14 protein-coding genes are annotated in these 18,025 nt (G+C 64.4%); 12 read left to right on the forward strand and 2 right to left on the reverse strand.

Annotation, left to right across the window (positions count from 1 at the left end):
• The first annotated feature begins 41 nt into the window (after positions 1–41).
• From AC1DZQ_RS02025 to AC1DZQ_RS02035, 3 genes are all read left to right on the forward strand, one after another.
• Positions 42–779, forward strand: coding sequence for a class I SAM-dependent methyltransferase (locus AC1DZQ_RS02025; protein ID WP_476961905.1), 738 nt, complete (start codon positions 42–44; stop codon positions 777–779).
• Positions 780–950: 171 nt separating this feature from the next.
• Positions 951–1,181 carry a CsbD family protein gene (locus AC1DZQ_RS02030; protein ID WP_476961906.1) on the forward strand — a complete coding sequence of 77 codons (231 nt, stop codon included), beginning with the start codon at positions 951–953 and terminating at the stop codon, positions 1,179–1,181.
• Between the two features lie 493 nt (positions 1,182–1,674).
• Positions 1,675–3,180 carry an amino acid permease gene (locus AC1DZQ_RS02035; RefSeq protein WP_476961907.1) on the forward strand — a complete coding sequence of 502 codons (1,506 nt, stop codon included), beginning with the start codon at positions 1,675–1,677 and terminating at the stop codon, positions 3,178–3,180.
• A 95-nt stretch (positions 3,181–3,275) separates the two neighbouring features.
• On the opposite strand, the gene AC1DZQ_RS02040 is transcribed toward AC1DZQ_RS02035, so the two are convergent.
• The gene (locus AC1DZQ_RS02040) at positions 3,276–4,727 is read right to left on the reverse strand and encodes an MFS transporter (protein ID WP_476961908.1); all 1,452 of its coding nucleotides are present in this window, start codon (positions 4,725–4,727) and stop codon (positions 3,276–3,278) included.
• Between the two features lie 72 nt (positions 4,728–4,799).
• Complete coding sequence (locus AC1DZQ_RS02045; protein WP_476961909.1) at positions 4,800–5,834, reverse strand: Lrp/AsnC family transcriptional regulator; 1,035 nt, start codon at positions 5,832–5,834, stop codon at positions 4,800–4,802.
• Positions 5,835–6,003: 169 nt separating this feature from the next.
• On the opposite strand from AC1DZQ_RS02045, the gene AC1DZQ_RS02050 reads away from it, so the two are divergent.
• From AC1DZQ_RS02050 to AC1DZQ_RS02090, 9 genes are all read left to right on the forward strand, one after another.
• Positions 6,004–7,272 carry a M20 metallopeptidase family protein gene (locus tag AC1DZQ_RS02050; protein ID WP_476961910.1) on the forward strand — a complete coding sequence of 423 codons (1,269 nt, stop codon included), beginning with the start codon at positions 6,004–6,006 and terminating at the stop codon, positions 7,270–7,272.
• 24 nt (positions 7,273–7,296) lie between these two features.
• Positions 7,297–8,586, forward strand: coding sequence for an MFS transporter (locus tag AC1DZQ_RS02055; RefSeq protein WP_476961911.1), 1,290 nt, complete (start codon positions 7,297–7,299; stop codon positions 8,584–8,586).
• A 1,110-nt stretch (positions 8,587–9,696) separates the two neighbouring features.
• Positions 9,697–10,866 (forward strand): sugar transferase, encoded by a 1,170-nt coding sequence (locus AC1DZQ_RS02060; protein ID WP_476961912.1) that lies wholly within the window; start codon positions 9,697–9,699, stop codon positions 10,864–10,866.
• Positions 10,863–11,978: a hypothetical protein gene (locus AC1DZQ_RS02065; RefSeq protein ID WP_476961913.1), complete on the forward strand. Its 1,116-nt coding sequence runs from the start codon at positions 10,863–10,865 to the stop codon at positions 11,976–11,978. The genes AC1DZQ_RS02060 and AC1DZQ_RS02065 overlap by 4 nt, the downstream gene beginning before the upstream one ends.
• Positions 11,975–13,135 carry a glycosyltransferase family 4 protein gene (locus tag AC1DZQ_RS02070; protein WP_476961914.1) on the forward strand — a complete coding sequence of 387 codons (1,161 nt, stop codon included), beginning with the start codon at positions 11,975–11,977 and terminating at the stop codon, positions 13,133–13,135. Before AC1DZQ_RS02065 ends, AC1DZQ_RS02070 begins: the two co-directional genes overlap by 4 nt.
• Positions 13,132–14,442, forward strand: a complete 1,311-nt coding sequence (locus tag AC1DZQ_RS02075) for an oligosaccharide flippase family protein (protein ID WP_476961915.1) — start codon at positions 13,132–13,134, stop codon at positions 14,440–14,442. The genes AC1DZQ_RS02070 and AC1DZQ_RS02075 overlap by 4 nt, the downstream gene beginning before the upstream one ends.
• Positions 14,439–15,440, forward strand: coding sequence for a glycosyltransferase family 2 protein (locus AC1DZQ_RS02080; RefSeq protein ID WP_476961916.1), 1,002 nt, complete (start codon positions 14,439–14,441; stop codon positions 15,438–15,440). Before AC1DZQ_RS02075 ends, AC1DZQ_RS02080 begins: the two co-directional genes overlap by 4 nt.
• Positions 15,437–16,768 carry a YveK family protein gene (locus tag AC1DZQ_RS02085; protein WP_476961917.1) on the forward strand — a complete coding sequence of 444 codons (1,332 nt, stop codon included), beginning with the start codon at positions 15,437–15,439 and terminating at the stop codon, positions 16,766–16,768. Before AC1DZQ_RS02080 ends, AC1DZQ_RS02085 begins: the two co-directional genes overlap by 4 nt.
• Positions 16,765–18,012, forward strand: coding sequence for a DegT/DnrJ/EryC1/StrS family aminotransferase (locus AC1DZQ_RS02090; protein ID WP_476961918.1), 1,248 nt, complete (start codon positions 16,765–16,767; stop codon positions 18,010–18,012). The genes AC1DZQ_RS02085 and AC1DZQ_RS02090 overlap by 4 nt, the downstream gene beginning before the upstream one ends.
• The last annotated feature ends 13 nt before the right edge of the window (positions 18,013–18,025 follow it).

Here is an 18,025-nt window from a genome sequence, read left to right on the forward strand (position 1 = left end):
CTTCATCCTGGTCATCCACGCGCAGCAGCTAAGGGGAACCGATGACAAAACGCAGCCACAGCCACTCGCATGACGCCGCCGAGCATGGCGCTGCCGAACACCACGCGGTCGTCCATGACGCGGCCGCGCATGACGCCGTCGAGCATGCGGCACCCGGCACCGCAGCCCGGATGTGGGATGAAAAGTACAGCAGCCGCGCCAAGATGTGGAGCGGGGAGCCGAATCCGCAGCTCGTCGCGGAGGTGGCGGACCTGCCTCCCGGCGAGGCTCTGGACCTGGGGTGCGGCGAGGGTGCGGACGCCATCTGGCTCGCTGCCCGCGGCTGGAGGGTGACTGGCCTGGACGTTTCTGCCGTCGCCCTGGAACGGGCGGCCGTCCACGCCCGGGAACGGGGACAGGACGCCGCCATCGAGTGGGTGCAGCAGGATCTTGCCACATGGGTCCCGGACCGGATATTCGACCTCGTCACCGCCCAGTTCCTGCATTCCACCCAGATGCCGTGGCAGCAGGCGTTGCAGCTCGCCGCGGCCGCGGTGCGGACCGGCGGAACGCTGCTGATCGTCGGCCATCACCCCGACGGACTGCCTCCGTGGGGTGCGCACCATACGCCGGAGAAGTTCTTCACCGCTGAAGACCTCGCCCGGGAGCTCCGGATCGAGGAACCGCTCTGGCGCGTCGAGGCCCTCGCAAGCCGGCGCCGCAGCGCCGTCGGACCCGACGGCCAGGCGGTGTCCCTCACGGATGCCGTGCTGCGGGCCACCCGCCTGGCCGCCCAGTAGGCTGCCGGGCCAGCGTTCGCGGCTGCCGCGATGGGCCCACCCTGACTCATCGGACACCGCCGCCGAACCGGTCCTCAAATTTCCTTATATTCGACACATTGCTGGGCCATCCACTTCCGGACCTGCGCCGAACCACCGTTGGCGTTAGGCAATTATGGGAAAGGGAACATCATGGGAAGCGACCGCAAGGCTGACCTCACCGTCATCCACCACATCGGTGCTGCCAGAGAAGATACCGGCGGGATTCTGGGCAACGAGGACCTCAAGCGCGAAGGCCAGCACGGGCAGGGCCCGGCCAAGCTGCAGGAGGCCGGCAAACGGGTCAAGTACGCAGCGGCCGACATCGGGGACAACATCAGGGACGCCACGCGGAAGCTCAAGGACGGCTTCGGCAAGGAGTAGCGTCCGCGCGCCGCGCAATTAGGCGGCGCAACTGGGCGGCCGGCCAGCCGCGGCCAGCGCCGACAGGCCGCCGCCGTCGCCGTCGTCCCTGCGCAAAAATGTGACGAAAGACACCGGACGACAACTGAAGCTAAGATGGTCGACAGTTGTCGAACCTGCCCGCAGGCGGCTGATCCGAGGAAATGCGATACCGGAGCCGGCAGTGGGCGGCCGTGCCGGCGTCGCAATTCCCCCTAGGGCCCGCGAAGGATGCGGGTTCCAGGTCCGCTCCCGCGCCTTCCGGGAGTTCCGCCCCGCCGGGAGCGCGGCGGCACATCACCGGCCGGCCGGGCCTCAGGCGCGGGCCGCCACGACAACAGGGACCACGAAATACCGGCCCTAACCTTGATCTACCCGCCAAAACTGTTACCTCCGTCACACTCTGACGGATCCGTGCGGCCCGCACTGCGGAACCCCCGCCCGCTGCGGCCGCCTGTGACAAGGAAGAAGCCTCATGTCTGAACGCACCACCTCGGCCGCTCCGGCCATTTCAGAATCTGACACTGCCGCCTCCGCCAACGGTGACTCCGGCGCCGGGAACCGCGAGCCGCACCTCGCCCGGGCCCTCGGCAACCGCCACATCCAGTTGCTCGCCATCGGCGGCGCAATTGGCACCGGCCTGTTCATGGGGTCCGGGAAGACCATCTCGCTCGCCGGGCCGTCCGTCATCTTCGTCTACATGATCATCGGCTTCATGCTGTTCTTCGTGATGCGTGCCATGGGCGAGATCCTGCTCTCCAACCTGAACTACAAATCCTTCAGCGACTTCGCCGGTGATCTTCTGGGCCCGTGGGCCAGCTTCTTCACCGGCTGGTCCTACTGGTTCTTCTGGGTGGTCACTGGGGTGGCGGACATCGTCGCCATTGCCGGTTACGTGGACAAGCTCGCGCCCGGCACTCCCCTGTGGATCCCGGCGCTGCTCACGCCCGTGGTCTTGATCCTCCTGAACCTCCCCACCGTGAAGGCGTTCGGTGAAGCAGAGTTCTGGTTTGCCATCATCAAGGTGGTCGCCATCGTGGCCCTGATCATCACCGGCGCGGTCATGATCGCCACCCACTTCACGTCCCCGAACGGCGCTGAAGCCAACCTCGCCAACATGTGGAACGACGGCGGCATGTTCCCGCACGGCATGTTCGGCTTCGTCCTCGGCTTCCAGATCGCCATCTTCGCCTTCGCCGGGATCGAACTGGTGGGCACAGCCGCCGCGGAAACCAAGGACCCGGAGAAGAACCTGCCGCGGGCCATCAACTCGATCCCGGTCCGTGTCCTCCTGTTCTACGTGGGCGCCCTGGTGGTCATCATGGCTGTCAATCCGTGGCGCACCATCGACCCCGCCAGCAGCCCGTTCATCGGCATGTTCACCCTGGCCGGGCTGGGGATTGCCGCTGTGGTCATCAACCTTGTGGTCCTGACCTCCGCCGCCTCCAGCGCCAACTCCGGAATCTACTCAACGTCCCGGATGGTTTACGGCCTCGCCCAGGACGGGAACGCGCCCAAGGCATTCGGAAAGCTCAGCGTCCGCAAGGTACCGCAGAACGCACTGCTGTTCTCCTGCATCTTCCTGCTGGCCGGCCTTGTCCTGCTCTATTCCGGCGACTCCGTGATCGGCGCGTTCACGATCGTCACTTCCGTGGCCTCGGTGCTGACCATGTTTGTGTGGTCGATGATCCTCATCAGCTACATCGCGTTCCGCCGTCGGCGGCCGGCCCTGCACGAGGCTTCGGCCTTCAAGATGCCCGGCTCAGCCTTCATGCCGTACGTGGTGCTCGCGTTCTTCGTCTTCATGCTGGTGGCGCTGGGGCAGGCCGATGACACCCGTCTGGCCCTCTTCGTGGCACCCGTGTGGTTCCTGCTGCTGGGCGCGGCCTGGCACTTCAACCGCAAGTCCCCGCTGCAGCAGGCCCGGATTGTGGAATGGAAGGCCGTCCGCTCACAGGAGGAAGCCCACGCGGCTGCCTGAACCGTGATGCACAGGAGCCCCGGCCGGATTATCCGGCCGGGGCTCCCCTGCCGTGCTGTGCCGTTATGGTGCTGTGCCGTTATGGTGGCGTGCCGTTACGCGCGTGTCCTGACGGCGGTCGGGACGACGGCGACTCGCGGCGCGACGGCCACGGCGGCGATCCCGATCACTGCGGTCAGCGCGAAGACTCCAGCAAACGACGCCGCCGGCGCCGCCGTCGCGAATGCGGCGAACACGATCCCGGTGCCGGCGAGGGCCAGCGCACCGCCCAGGGAATCCGAGATGGACATCGCCGAGCTGTTGAAGCCCTCGGTGTCCTTGGTGGAGAGGGCCAGGGTCATGACGCTCAGGCGCGGATACATCAGGCCCATGCCACCCCCGGCGAAGATCCATCCCGCGATCGCGACGGTGGCCGGCCAGGCCAGCACCGTGGTCACGAGGGCAAGGACGACGGCGCCAAGGACGAGGGCCGAGCCGATCCGCACCGCCCTCCGGTGCTCCAGGCGGGTCCCCAGCCTGCCCTGGATGGCCGACGCCGCCGCCCAGGCGATGGCGCCGCCGGTGAGCGTGAGGCCCGCAAACGTCGGGGCGAAGGCGTAGCGCTCCACGAGCAGATAGGGCAGGTAGACCTCGGCGCCGAAGAACGCCGCCGACGCGAGCCCGCGGGTGAGGATCACGCTCGGCAGGCCGCGCCGGGCGGTCAGCGTTCCGTGCGGCATGAGGGGACGGACGGCCAGGAGCGCGACGGCGACAGCGGCCGCCGCCAGCACTCCGCCGGCGCCCGGTACCGCGGCGGACAGGTTCAGGCCCAGCACGGCGAGCGCTGCCAGCGACGCCAGCGCCAACTTGGCAAGGCCACCCGGCGAACGGCCGCCGGGCGCAGGCCCCGTGGCCGGGGAATCTCCGGCGGCGCCAGGGCTGCCGTTCAGGCCGCGCAGGGCAGGGGCCGTCAGGAGCAGGGCAGGCAGCACGAGTCCGACCACGCCGAGAAAGACCCACTGCCAGCCGGCCAGTTGCGCCACGGCGCCGGCCGCGAACGGACCCACGAGGGACGGGATGACCCAGGCCGCGGAGAAGGCGGCGAAGATTTTCGGATGCAGGACCGGCGGGTAGACCCGGGCAATGACCACGTACAGGGCCACGGTGAGCCCGCCTCCGCCGAGCCCCTGCACAAGCCGCCCGGACACGAGGACCGGCATGGTTCCGGCGGTACCGGCGATGAGCAGGCCGAGCACGAACATGGCCACCGCGGCCAGGAGCGGCGCCACGGGCCCCTTGCGGTCCGACCAGCTGCCCGCGGCCACCATGCCGATCACCCCGGTGGCGAGCGGCCCGGCGAAGGCCAATGCGTAGAGGCCTGCGCCGTTCAGTTCCCGGCTGACGAGCGGCATGATGGTGGTCACCGCCAGGGACTCGAAGGCTGCCAGGAACACCAGCGCGCAGGCGCCGAGTGTCACCAGAACGTAGTTGCGGTGGAAGATGCCGGCGGATTCCGGGACGGGGGTCGGACGGGATTCCTGATGAGGTGGCGGATCAGTTCGTGGCACGTGCCACAGCTTACAACCGGGGCGCGCAACCAGGGCGCGCCGTGTTCCGGTTGTCCTTCCACCCCGCCGCCGTCAGTCCGCCTCGTCGAACCCCTGGGCAGGAACCACGACGGCGCCACTCGCCCGGGAGTCCGGGTTCAGCATCCAGCCCACGCGCTTGACGGTGCTCAGCATGACGACGCTTTCCACGAGCTCGATCCCGGGCACCTTCTGCTGCAGCGCCACCTCGATGTTCATGACGTCCGCCAGGGACTGCAGCCACATGATGATCACGAAGTTCGTGGGCCCCGTGGTGGAGGCGCTGAGCCGCACGTTCCGCATGGTCCTCAGCTCGGCAGCGGCCGCCTCGTGCCGCCCGGCGGGGACGTTGACGAACCATTGGCAGGTCACGGGGAAGGCCGAGAACTTCTGGGCCACCTCGCACCGGAATGACAGGATGCCGCTGGCGAGCACGCGGTTGAGCTGGCGCTGGACGGTGGCAGGGTGCCTGCCCAGGCCGCGGGCAATGTCCGCCGCCGTGGCCCGTCCGTCCTTGGCCAGGAACGGCAGGAGCGCCAGGTGGTTTTCCGGCAACGCTTCCCGGGCGACAGCCTGGACAACCCCGGTGGCCTCGGGACCAGCCAATGCCCGCACGGCGGACTGCTGCGCGCGGCTCAACACGTTCAGCCGCCAGGAGCCGCCGCTGGCGTGCAGCCTGGTGCACAGGGCGGTCTGATATTTGAGGAGGCCGTCGATCTCCTTCAGCCGCGAGATGACCTTCAGGCTGAAGTCGTCCAGGGAGGGCGTAATGACGGTCAGCATGAGGTCCCGGTGGCTGGCCGCCTCCTCCACCGTGACAATTTCCGGCATCTCGGCGAGCCTGGCGGTGACTTCCTCGCGCCGGTGCATTTCGCAATCCACGGCGACGAACGCCAGGCACATCTGTTGAGGGTCGCCGATCAGGTGGGCGGTGATCCAGGAAACGCCAGAGTCCAGCAGCCGCTCCCAACGGGCGGCGAGCGTGGTGGCGTGCACGCCCAGCACCTGGGCAGCATCCGCCCAGCTCAGGCGCGGGGCAATTTGCAGCACGTTGATCAGGGCGAGGTCCTCCTCGCTGAGTTCCGTCATGTTCCCCTTCGTTCATGCATGAAACCTGCGGCAAAGGCCACTTTTTGCATTTTTTCTGGCCTTTATCCGTGTGTGAACCATGTCACTTGAGAATAGACGCAGGAGTCCTCACCGGACGCTAAGCAAGCCAATGTGACAGCCCAGCGATTTCGACAAACAAGGAGAACACGTGCCGATCACCGCAGATGCCCGGGAAATGCAGGCGGACCTTGCCCGGCTCCGCCATGAACTGCACCGGGAACCCGAGATCGGCCTGACGCTGCCCCGCACCCAGGAGAAGGTGCTCAAGGCCTTGGACGGGCTTCCCTATGAGATCACCCTGGGCCAGGACACGACGTCGGTCACCGCGGTACTGCGCGGCCAGGGATCCGGAGCCGAAGCGGGCCCCCGCCCGGCCGTGCTGCTGCGCGCGGACATGGACGGCCTTCCCGTGCAGGAGAAGACGGGCGTGGACTACACCTCCCGGATCGACGGAGCCATGCACGCGTGCGGTCACGACCTGCACACTTCCATGCTGGCAGGAGCCGCCACGCTCCTGGCCGAACGCCGGCACCAGCTGGCCGGCGACGTCGTCCTGATGTTCCAGCCCGGCGAGGAAGGCTTCGACGGCGCCAGCCACATGATCCGCGAAGGCGTGCTGGATGCCGCCGGCCGGCGTGTCGACGCCGCCTACGGCATGCACGTGTTTTCCGCCCTGGAACCGCACGGCACGTTCTGCACCAAGCCCGGCGTCATGCTCAGCTCCTCCGACGGCCTGATGGTCACCGTGCTCGGCGCCGGCGGCCACGGGTCGGCCCCGCATTCGGCCAAGGACCCTGTGACGGCGGCCGCCGAGATGGTCACCGCCCTCCAGGTCATGATCACCCGACAGTTCAACATGTTCGATCCCGTAGTCCTCTCCGTGGGGGTCCTCCAGGCCGGCACCAAGCGCAACATCATCCCGGAAACCGCACGCATCGAGGCCACCATCAGGACTTTCTCCGAGGAAGCACGGCAGAAAATGATGGACGCCGTGCCGCGCCTGCTGAAGGGAATCGCGGCGGCGCACGGCCTCGACGTCGACGTCGATTACCAGCAGGAGTATCCGCTCACCATCACGGACGAGGACGAAACGCACACCGCGGAGAATGTCATTGCGGGCCTGTTCGGCGATTCCCGGCTCGCCCGCTGGGCCACCCCGCTCAGCGGCTCCGAAGACTTCTCGCGGGTTCTCGCCGAGGTCCCGGGCACGTTCATCGGGCTGAGCGCCGTCCCCCGGGACGCCGACCACGCCACATCCGCGTTCAACCACTCCCCGTACGCCACGTTCGACGACGGCGTGCTGGCTGACGGCGCCGCGCTCTACGCGGAGCTCGCCATTTCGAGGCTGGCCGCGCTTGCCGCAGCCGACGCTCCCGCCGCGGCCAACACTGTTGCCGCCGCCTCCGCCCTTTCCTAGCCCCCACCCCCGAGGGAGAAGACCATGACTGCACCCGCGATTACACCGGCGGCAACCCGAACATCCACCGGCAAGACGCTCATCGGCACCGGCATCGGCAACGCCGTCGAATGGTACGACTGGGCCATCTACGCCACGTTCACGCCGTTCATCGCCAGCCAGCTTTTCAGCAAGTCGGACCCGGCGTCCGCGGTGCTGTCCACGCTGGCGATTTTCGCCGTCGGTTTCGTTGCCCGCCCTTTTGGCGGCTTCCTGTTCGGTTGGATCGGTGACCGGATCGGCCGGAAGGCGTCCATGACCCTGGCCGTGGGGCTCGCGTCGGTGGGCAGCCTGATGATCGGCATCGCGCCGACCTTCGCGGCAGTCGGCGTGTGGGCATCGCTCACGCTCCTTGTGGCGCGCCTGATCCAGGGCCTGGCCCACGGCGGCGAGCTGCCGTCGTCGCAGACGTACCTGTCCGAAATGGCGCCGAAGGAACACCGCGGCTTCTGGGCCACCCTGATCTACACCTCCGGCACTGTGGGCATCCTGTTCGGAACCCTGCTGGGTGCCGTGCTGAACATGGCCCTGAGCACCGAAGCCATGAACGCATGGGGCTGGCGCATCCCGTTCCTGATCGGCGCGGCCATGGGCCTCTACGCTCTGATCATGCGGTCCCGGCTGCACGAAACGGATGTCTTCGACGGCGTTGCCGCGGCCGAGAAGCGCGCTCCGATCTGGCCGCAGATCGTCCGCCACCGCAAGCAGGCCCTCCAGGTGATCGGCCTGACCGTCGGCCTGACCGTCATCTACTACATCTGGGGCGTCGTCGCCCCCAGCTACGCCACCACCGCCCTGAAGATCGACCGCGGTGAGGCCCTGTGGGCCGGCGTGGTCGGCAACATCGTATTCATCGCGGCACTCCCCTTCTGGGGCAAGCTGTCCGACCGGATCGGACGCAAGAAGGTGCTGTGGGCCGGCGCGATCGGCGCAGGCGTCATGCACTTTCCGATGACCGCGCTGCTCAAGGATTCCGCCTGGCAGCTGGCCGTCAGCATGTCCGTCATGCTGATCTTCATCGCCGCCAGCGCGGCGATCGTCCCGGCCGTCTACGCCGAACTGTTCCCCACGAGCATCCGCACGGTCGGCGTCGGCGTCCCCTACTCCATCTGCGTAGCGGTGTTCGGCGGAACCGCGCCTTATCTGCAGCAGTGGCTCGGCACCACCGTACAGATGCCGCAGCTGTTCAACGTGTACGCCGTGATCCTCCTCGCCATCTCCGCGGTGTTCGTCTTCACCATTCCGGAAACGAAGGGCAAGGACCTCACCCTCTGATTTCCGTCCGGCCCGGTTGAGCTATCGGTTGTTGCTGTTCTGGAAAGCTCAGAACAGCAACAACTGATAGCTCATCTTGTTTTGGGAGGGTCAGCGAGCGATTCCAGCTGACTCGTATACGTTGGCGTTCCGGGCGCCCATTTCGTGAACAAACGCGACCCAGTTGGGCCAAGCCGCCACCCCTTCGCGGGCCTGGCGGCGTAAGTGCCGACTTGACGGCGTTTGACTAACCAAGTAGTCCACCGAAGAAAAAGCAAGTACTGAATACTCGTGTGGGCCTTTGCCTCGCGCCAATAGATTGACCGTACCCAGCAGACGTAAGCACTGCTGGTCCGCGCCGGAGGATTCGATCCCAGGCTGGCTCGTTCTAATCGCGTCTCTTTAGAACAGCGCAGCGCGCTATCCAGACAGCGCCGCGGTTCACGCAAGTTCCGTTTGGGGCCGGCTTGCGTATGGGGGAATGGGCGTGCCACAGGTACCGGTTCAGCGGTGACTTCCTGGCACAAGCGGGCGCACGCCGCCCGCACGTTCGCTCCGGGGCACATCAGCGCTCGGGGCCGCTAAACCATTGGTCTTAGTGTCTTGGTAGCGCTCTATCCCGTCATGCCCAACGCCAGGCTTTCGCGTGTCCACGCGACACCCCAAAATCAGCATCATCTCCGGTCAACCGGCACCGCGAAATCGGCGTTTTAGTGCCGTCGGCGTCAAGAGAGTCGGCGCCGGGAGAATAGCCAGCACTCAGGAGGAACTGTGAATCCGCATATTGCATCGGAAGCGATCCCCGAGCCGCCCGGGGCCGGGAGTGCGGGCCACGGGCCGCAACCGGCCCGCTCTCCTGGCGTCATTGCCAGCCTGGGCCGATTGTGGTCCTGGGCTCAGCGCCTCATCACGAGTTCGGCCCCTGGCAACAGTGGCACAGCCCGGACGCGGGGCGCGAACCGGCGTCGGCTCTGGTCAGCACAGCGCTTCACGCTCCTTCTTGTGACCACTGACCTGGAGTTAGCTTTTTGCGTTCTCTTGATTTACGCCGCAGGCTCCCCCGCTGTATCGCTTTCGGACCTTTTGCTTCCCTCAATTTGGCTCACCGCGTGGTTGATCTGTTCAATCGCGATGGGTGCTTTCTCCCGATTAGGCGAATTCTCGTCCCAGCGGTACGCAGTCTCCTCGCTCGGCCTCAGCGTCCGTTCCGGGACCGCCGCCCTCGCTGTCTGCACCCTCATCGCGGTCGTGCTGGGCGAGCATCAGAGCGAACTGAGCTACGTGGAGGTCATCGTTGAGCTGACGCTCATCAGCGCCCTGGCCAGAATCCTGCTCACGCGGCTCGATCCGCCGCGGGTCCTGGTGGTCACGCGCCAGCAGGAGCATCTCCGGCCGAGGCGCACGGCCGGAGCGATTGTGCGGCTTATGGAGCTAAGCGAGTCCCAAATAGCCGACCCAGGCAGGCTGGTCGCCGACATCAGCTCCCAAGCACGGGATTTCGATGCGTGTGCTGTAGAAGTCATTGGAGACCTCGGCCTTTCCGGGCCGCTGCGCAGCAGCCTTGGCTGGGAGCTGAGGGAACAGCACGCCAGCCTGCGTTTTCCCATGGACGGTGGTGCCCTGCGTCAACACAGGATCCACTGCACCGTGCGGGGCGGACATGCTGTCATTGAGATTTCGGCGCCGGCCCGGTCGCTGGGCCAGAGACTCGCGAAGCGCACCACCGACGTAGTCGGCTCGGCGCTGCTGATCTTCGCTTTTGCCCCGCTGCTCCTCATGCTCGCGCTGGCCGTCAAATGGAGCGGCCCCGGGCCGGTCCTGTACCTGCAGGACCGCGTGGGCAAGGACGGGCGAATTTTCAGGATCCTGAAATTCCGATCGATGACCGATGGCTCCGACGCGCAACTCCACCTTCTGCTGCACGCGCAACACAAGGATGACCGGCCCCTGTTCAAGGTCGACGATGACCCCCGAATCACGCCACTGGGAGCCGTTCTGCGCCGCTACTCCCTGGACGAACTACCGCAGCTTTTCAATGTCTTTGCCGGTTCCATGAGCCTCGTGGGCCCCCGGCCGCAACGGCCGGCCGAAGTCGCTTTGTACTGCGGGGATGCGGCGCAAAGGCTGGGTGTGAGGCCCGGGATGACCGGACTGTGGCAAGTCAGCGGCCGTTCACGCCTTAGCTGGGAAGAAGCCCAGCAGCTGGACATCGACTACGCCCACAATTGGTCGATCGCGGAAGACCTGCACATCCTGGCGCGCACCGCCCGTGCCGTCATCGCGGGCGAGGGTGCCCAGTGAGCAGGACTACAGTTTTGACCGCACCGCGGCTCTTTCCAGGGGCGCCTGCCCAGCTGTTCGCCGTAGCCTTGGCAGGCATTGCCTGCACATTGGCGCTGCTTGCCCGGCGCTTCCTCCCGGGTCGCTTCTTGCTCGACGATCACCACATACTGCTGAACATATCGAGTCCCCTGGCTGACGAGGAGAAGTCTCAGTCCTTCCGGAACACCGCGACCTTTTACAGGGCTCTCAATCTCGGTTACGAGCCGGCCGTCGACGCTTTGCTGACACTCATCATCTTCTCGGTCGCGGTCTTCGCGGCTGCGCGGTGGTCCGAAATTGCACGGTTTGGCGCTGTCGGACTCATCGTTTTAGCGGCCTGCTTTCTTTGCGCTGTCGTGTATCTGGCGCAGTACACCAAAGAATCGGTTCCGCTCCTCTTGGTACCGCTGATGATGACCATGCCCCGGCGCCTGGCGGCAGAAGTCTTCTTCGTCGCAACTGCTGTCGTCTACGCCGTGCTCTTTCGTCCGTACTGGTTCTTCGTAGCCGGTTTCTACGTCGTCTGGCGAGCCCTGCTGCCGAGAACCCGCCATCCGGCGTGGATGGCCTGCATTCTCATACTGCTGTACTGGCTGATGGAAGTGTTCTTTGCCAACGTGCTCGGCCAGGGCCTCACCGACTTTCGGGAGGAGGTCAACGACTCACGGGCCGGCGTGGAGGTTGCTTCGCTGATAACTAGCCCGTTGTCAGGCGCCCAATTCTCAATGGTACCCAGTGCCATACTGACCCTTCTGGGACTACTCTTTCCCGTCCAGCTTCTCCTGTCACGAAACCTGTTTCATGTCGTTTCCGGCGCCATGATCGCGTTTCTCTGGATATCAGCAGGGTCCAGCATCTTCCGCTCACGGAAGGCCACGGGGGCGGCGGCACCAAACGACACTTTTTCCCCTCGCGGGGGCGGGGATTCACGTTCGCTCAGGGCAACAAGAGGGGCGGCATTGCTGCTGGCTGTCGTGTCGGTTCAGGCCATCTTCGAGCCGGATTACGGATCATATGTGAAACATCTGACGCCACTGTTGCCGTTGTTCCTCACCCTGGTTCCCCTGCACGCTTCGGAGGCGCTGCCGTGAAGATTCTGCACGTCACGGACGCGAGTTCCGCAGGCGTCTTGACGTCTGTCGCGACCCTCGCGCGGGCACAGTCAACCTCGGACCTATTTGGGCCGGTCACGTTTGCCTACGTCCGCCGTGCGGACACTCCGGCCCCGCGAGACATACAGAGGCTACTGGGCCCCCGCGTGTTCTTGCAGCAGTGGTCTTCATCGACTGGCGTAGCTCGCCTGGCGGCACTGTCTTTCCGGCTCTTTAGGTCACTGCGCTCGGGACACTACGACGTCATACATTGCCATTCATCACGCGCAGGTTTCATCGGACGGGTAGCGGCGACGCTGACAGGCACCAGCGACCAGACCGTCTATAGCCCGCATTGCTTCGCTTTCGCCCGCAACGATCTCCCCACGTTCCAGAAGATTCTTTACCTCGCGTTGGAGAGAGCGGCTACTCGGCGGGGTGCCAGCGTCGTGGTGGTTTCCGATTCAGAGGCCGCAATCGCGCGAAAAGCGTTGCCACACGCGCATGTTTCTGTCTTACCCAACGCCGTCGACAATGCGGCTCTCGCTGATTTCCTGCACAGGCAAAGGCTCACAACAGAGGACCCTCAAACGGAAACATACCCGAGAACACGAAGGGTCATTCACGTCGGACGCATTGCCGAGCAGAAGGCTCCCGCCCTGTTCAGCGCAGCTATTAAGGCCATCGACAATGACTTCACGGCGAATCACCGCGGCGAACTTCAGGCCTTATGGCTGGGTGACGGAAAAAGGTCCTTGTTGAATGACGACAGTGGGCAGATTCAGGTAAGCGGCTGGCTGGGGCCAGAGCGTCTTCGCCAGGAAATGGCACTCGCGGACGTCCTCTTGTTTACCTCGCGCGGCGAGGGCATGCCGCTGGCCCTGCTCGAGGCCCAAGGACTGGGACTTCCCATCGTCGCGTCGAAGGTCGCTGGCGTGACTGACGTCGTGCATCACGGAGAAACCGGATATCTCGCTGCTTCGCCCGAGGAACTCGCTCGTTATGTAACCGGCTTGCTAGTGGACGATGAACGGTTGAAGCGGATGAGCCGCGCTTCGCTGGTCCGCAGCCGGCTGTTCTTCGATACTCGTAACCTGGCTCAACGGTCCATGGACGTGTATGTCTCGCGCCCGACCGTGCAAGGGGGGCCGTCATGAAGGTCTTGACGACTCAAACCGGTGCTCAGCGGCATGGTCAGTCCCGGCTCGGCGGGGACGCCGCCGTCGTCGCCCTCGGTCAGTTGAGCTCCGTTGTTTATCCCCTCATATCGATTCCCATCCTCAGCCACATTCTGGGTACTAACGGCTTCGGACAACTGTTGTTGGCCATGGCAATAGTCAATGTGCTCGTGCTGTTCGTCGATTTCGGGTTCGCCATGAGCGCTTTGCGGCGCGTTTCGCTGGCCGCGACGGCCAGCGCACGGGCGTCGATTGTCGCGGCAACTGTGACGGCAAAGGCTCTCCTTTTCGTGGGTGGGGGCGCAGTTCTTGGATTTGTCGTGTTCTTGACCCCGGGGCTCCGGGATCATTGGCAGCTGTATCTCATCGGCATCCTTCTCACGGCGGGGGACGTAGCGTACCCGACATGGCTCTTACAGGGCATCGGCCGGATCAAGACTTTTGCAGTGCTCAATGCTTCTTCGCGTCTTATTGCCCTCGGCGGCCTGCTCCTGACGGTGACTTCACCTTCCGATGTCAATTGGGCCATCTTTTGGCAGTTCGCGCCGGCCACCATCGCCGCCGTAGGATCTTGGGCATTCCTGGCAAAGATCCGCTGTCATCAGATGGATCGGCCAACCCTGAAAGGGGGCTTGAGCGCCCTCAGGGAAAGCTTTCCCCTGTTCATTGGGTCCGTGGCCACCATAGTGATTTCCGCCATGAACACTGTTCTCCTCGGCGCCTTTTCGGTGATCCAAGAGGTCGCCTTCTACGGCGCGGCCGAACGGTTCTCGAATGCCCTCAGGGGGATCCTTGGCGGAGTCCAGCAGTCGATGCTTCCCCGAATGAGCGCCTCGATCGGAGCCGCTGACGGCCGCACGCTGCGGCGGCGAATACTCACCGGCCTGATCGTTGCCTACGGCCTCGCCGGCATAGGGTTGATTCTCACCGCCGACGTCGTTATCCCCTGGTACCTGGGGAACGACTACAAAGCAGCTGTCCCTGTGGCGAAGTTGCTCGGGGTAGCGCTGTGTGTCACGGGGGTGTCGACGGCCCTGACTCTGGCGCTCATTGCCTACGGACAAGCCCGCATCTCCTCGCGGGTGCTGATTGCTGCAGCCGTGTTCCACCTCCTCCTGCTGCCCATTCTGTGTTCGAATTTCGGGGCCTTGGGAGCGGCCGGCGGCGTGTGCGCGACCGAGGTCCTCATTGCGTGTCTGCTTGGTTGGTCATACCGGCGGTTTCTCGCTCGAAACCGCTTCCCGGAATCCATCTCTGACGACGTTCGGACCGGGGAGGCCTCGTGAATCCGATTGTCACAATCGTCATGCCGGTCTACAACACCGAGGACCTTGTAGAACGCGCCGTTCGTTCCGTGCTCGGCCAGTCTTTCCGTAACTTCGAGCTGATCATTATCGACGACGCATCCACTGACAATTCGCTGTCGAAAGTGCACAGCACTTTGCGGTGCGAAGGTCCCGAAGCCCTCAGCAAAGTGCGCGTCATCGCCAGAGACAAGAACCAGGGCTACGCCGCTGCGACCAATACCGGCATCAGCATGTCCCGGGGTGAGTGGATCTGGTTTGTCGATGGCGACGACTGGGCCCAACCCGAGATGCTCCAGCGCATCCTTGACGCCGCCCTCGAGAACTCCGCCGAGATTGCCATGGCACAGATGAGGAGGGTTCGACTGGCCACGGGCACTGGCAAGGTGCTGAGCGAGTGGTCGCCGAGGCACTCCGTTTCCACCGGCCGCGAGGCCTTATCGAGACTGGCACGGGGGGAGCTGCTGGCGTTTCAAACAAACAAGCTCATCGCGAGGAGTCTCTGGGACGGCGTTGTGAGCCCGGGCAACACCTACTCGGACGCCGCCATCATGCCAGAGCTGCTGCGCCGCGCAAGGCGCGTCGCGTTTGTCAAGGAACCGCTCTACAACTACTGCCGTCGTCCGGAGTCAGTCACCGGGTCGCTGCGGCCCAGCGCTTGGGATCTCACCGCCTTGCCGGGCTTCGTATTTCCGGTCTTGGATGAAGTCTTCGACGCCCGGACCGCCCACGCGCTCCGCAAGCATTTTGTCTACAGCGTCGTGTACTGGTCCCTCATCAATGGATCCGCTTCCGACGGCGGTCAGAGCGAGCTCGCCCGAGAAGTTCATGCCTGGACACGCGCACGCATCCAGTGGAGGGACCTGTTCTGGTTCGCAACCCAAGGCAAGTTCACATTGGCAGCGTCACTCTCGCTCGCCAAAGCAGCGCCCCAACTTCACAGACAGGTACTCGGATACTACAAAAGGGTGACCCCATGACGATCGAATTCTTGTTCTCCTCCCTTCGACGGTACTGGTGGGTGATGGTCGCCTGCTCACTTCTTGGAGGAATTGCGGCCGTAGCCGGGAGCGCGCTCCTTCCGAAGTCGTATGAGGCTTCGGCGCAGCTGATTCTGACGGCCCCCAAGATCACCGATCCAAATGAAGGAAGCATTTTCGTCAGGGAGCGAATGCCCACCTATGTTGCTCTGATCGAATCAAAGCCCGTTCTCGACAACGCCCGTCAGTCCCTTGGGCTGGACGCGACGACAGACCTCCTTTCCACCCGGGTATCAGCACGGGTGGATGCGGCCACGGTGCTGATTATGCTCACCGCGCAGGCGGCCAATCCAGACGACGCTGCCGCGCTGGCCAACGGCGTCGCGCGAGCGTACGCCGAAGTGGCACCGCGGCTCGAGAACAAAGACAACCCCGTCCTTCAGGTCGACATCGTGGAGGCCGCGGTCGCCCCCGACCGAGCCTCGGGTCCTCCTGTTCGGGCCACGGCCTTAACAGGAGCCGTGGCAGGCCTGACCGTCGGACTACTTGCCGTCCTTCTGTGGGGTGTCTACACGCCCTATGCCCGCGACACACGGGATATTGCCCGCGCCACCGGGACGGACAGCGTCGCTGTGTTGCCTCCCTCTCCGAATGGCGAAGCCTCCGTCCAGTCAGGATCTCGCCCCCGGGGCAGCGCCCGGCGGGGCGGTGGTGGTCGGTTTGGGGGACAGAATAATCCGTACGCGCATCTCTATTCGCGCCTTGGCCTGGGCAGCCTCGCCAGCCGCCCCCGCGTCCTGGTGGTAGTACCGACGGCGGTGGATACATCGTCCGCATCTGTGGCAGCGGGATTGGCGGCGACGTGCCTGGCAAGCGGTCAGCATTGCGTCGTAGTGGCTCCGACCGCCGACACCGCAGAAGCCATCGAGCACAACGGGTCCCTGGCCGGATCGTCGCCAGGTCGGCCTGCTGACTTGGAAGTGCTGACACCAGAGAGACTCCAGATGTCCGAGGGCGGCGTCCTGACCCTCGAACATCTGGAGGCGGCTCTGCTCATGGTCACGGATGCCGCCGACGTCGTTATCGTGGCCGCCCGGGGCATCAACGTGGACGCCAATACGCACACCTTCCTCAAATTGGGCGGCGACGTCATTCTGACAACCCCGCTAAAGAGGCCTCGGATGCGGTCGCTGCGGCAGACATCCGAGCTCATCCGGCAGTCCGGCGGATCGATCGTTGCCGTGGCCGCTATCACCCCCCAAAAATCCCCCTATTCAGCGGCCAATCCCGCTGAGTTGGAACCCGAGCTGATGGGAACCGGATCATGAACGCCTCAATCAACCCGAGCCAGAATTACACCGACTACAAGATCCATCTGTCGACACCGGATGTTGGGAACGCGGAGGAGGCAGCCGTGATTCGGGCCCTTCGGTCGGGCTGGGTTGCGCCTATGGGCCCAGAACTCGTCCACTTCGAGCAGGAAGTGGCAGCCCTGGCCGGCCGCGAATTTGCTCTCGCGGTGAGCTCCGGCACTGCGGCCCTGCACCTTGCGCTCGTATGTTCGGGAGTGGGCAAGGGAGATGTCGTCCCCTGCTCCACCATGACGTTTATCGCAACGGCGAACGCAATAATGTACGCCGGCGCCGTTCCGTATTTCGTCGACTGCGACCAAACAGGAAACATGGATCCAGAACTGCTGGCGTTTGCTCTCCAAGGACTCGCTTCCTCGGGGGCCAGGATTGGCGCAGTCCTCGTCGTCGACATGCTGGGCAAGGTCGCCGATTATGAAGCGATAGGCGAAATCGCGGCACACTACGGTGTGCCCGTCATTTCCGATTCAGCCGAGTCGCTTGGGGCAAGCCGCAACGGTCGTCCGGCAGGGTCATTCGGAGACTGCGCCGTCTTTTCATTCAACGGCAACAAGATCGTCACGACGGCGGGCGGCGGCGCACTGCTGTCCAACGATAAACCTTTTATCGAACGCGCCCGCTATCTTTCGTCGCAGGCACGTCAGCCGGTCGTCCACTATGAGCACACCGAGGTCGGTTATAACTATCGCCTGTCGAATGTTCTGGCAGCTCTCGGCCGGGCGCAGCTAGAACGACTGCCGGAGTTCCTCACGCACCGTCGTTCAATTCGATCAGCGTACAGGGACCTGTGTGCCAGGTTATCCGGGCTAAGTATTTTCGGTGGAGCTGATGATGGAGATAATTGTTGGCTGACGGGAATAGTTGTAGACCCTGAGGAGTCCGCATTTAGTGCTCATTCCCTGTCCTGCCATCTCCAACTAGAGGGCATTGAGACGCGACCAATCTGGAAGCCAATGCACCTGCAGCCTCTCTTCGCTGATGAGATGAGCATCCCACGGTGCGTCAACGGCACGGCCGAGCATTTCTTCAAAAACGGGCTTGTGCTGCCCAGCAGTCCGAATATTACCAAGGACGAGCTCAGAGCAGTTTTAGGGATTATTGAAAGTCACTGCAATGAATCCAGTCGCGGCTACCTAGATCAGCTTCCTGGGGCCTTGCCCTTGACCGGGAGCAGAGTCGCCAGCAATCACGCATCCGGGTGAGGGGAAGGGAAAT

This window comes from Arthrobacter sp. P1_C12_2 (genome assembly GCF_056406415.1).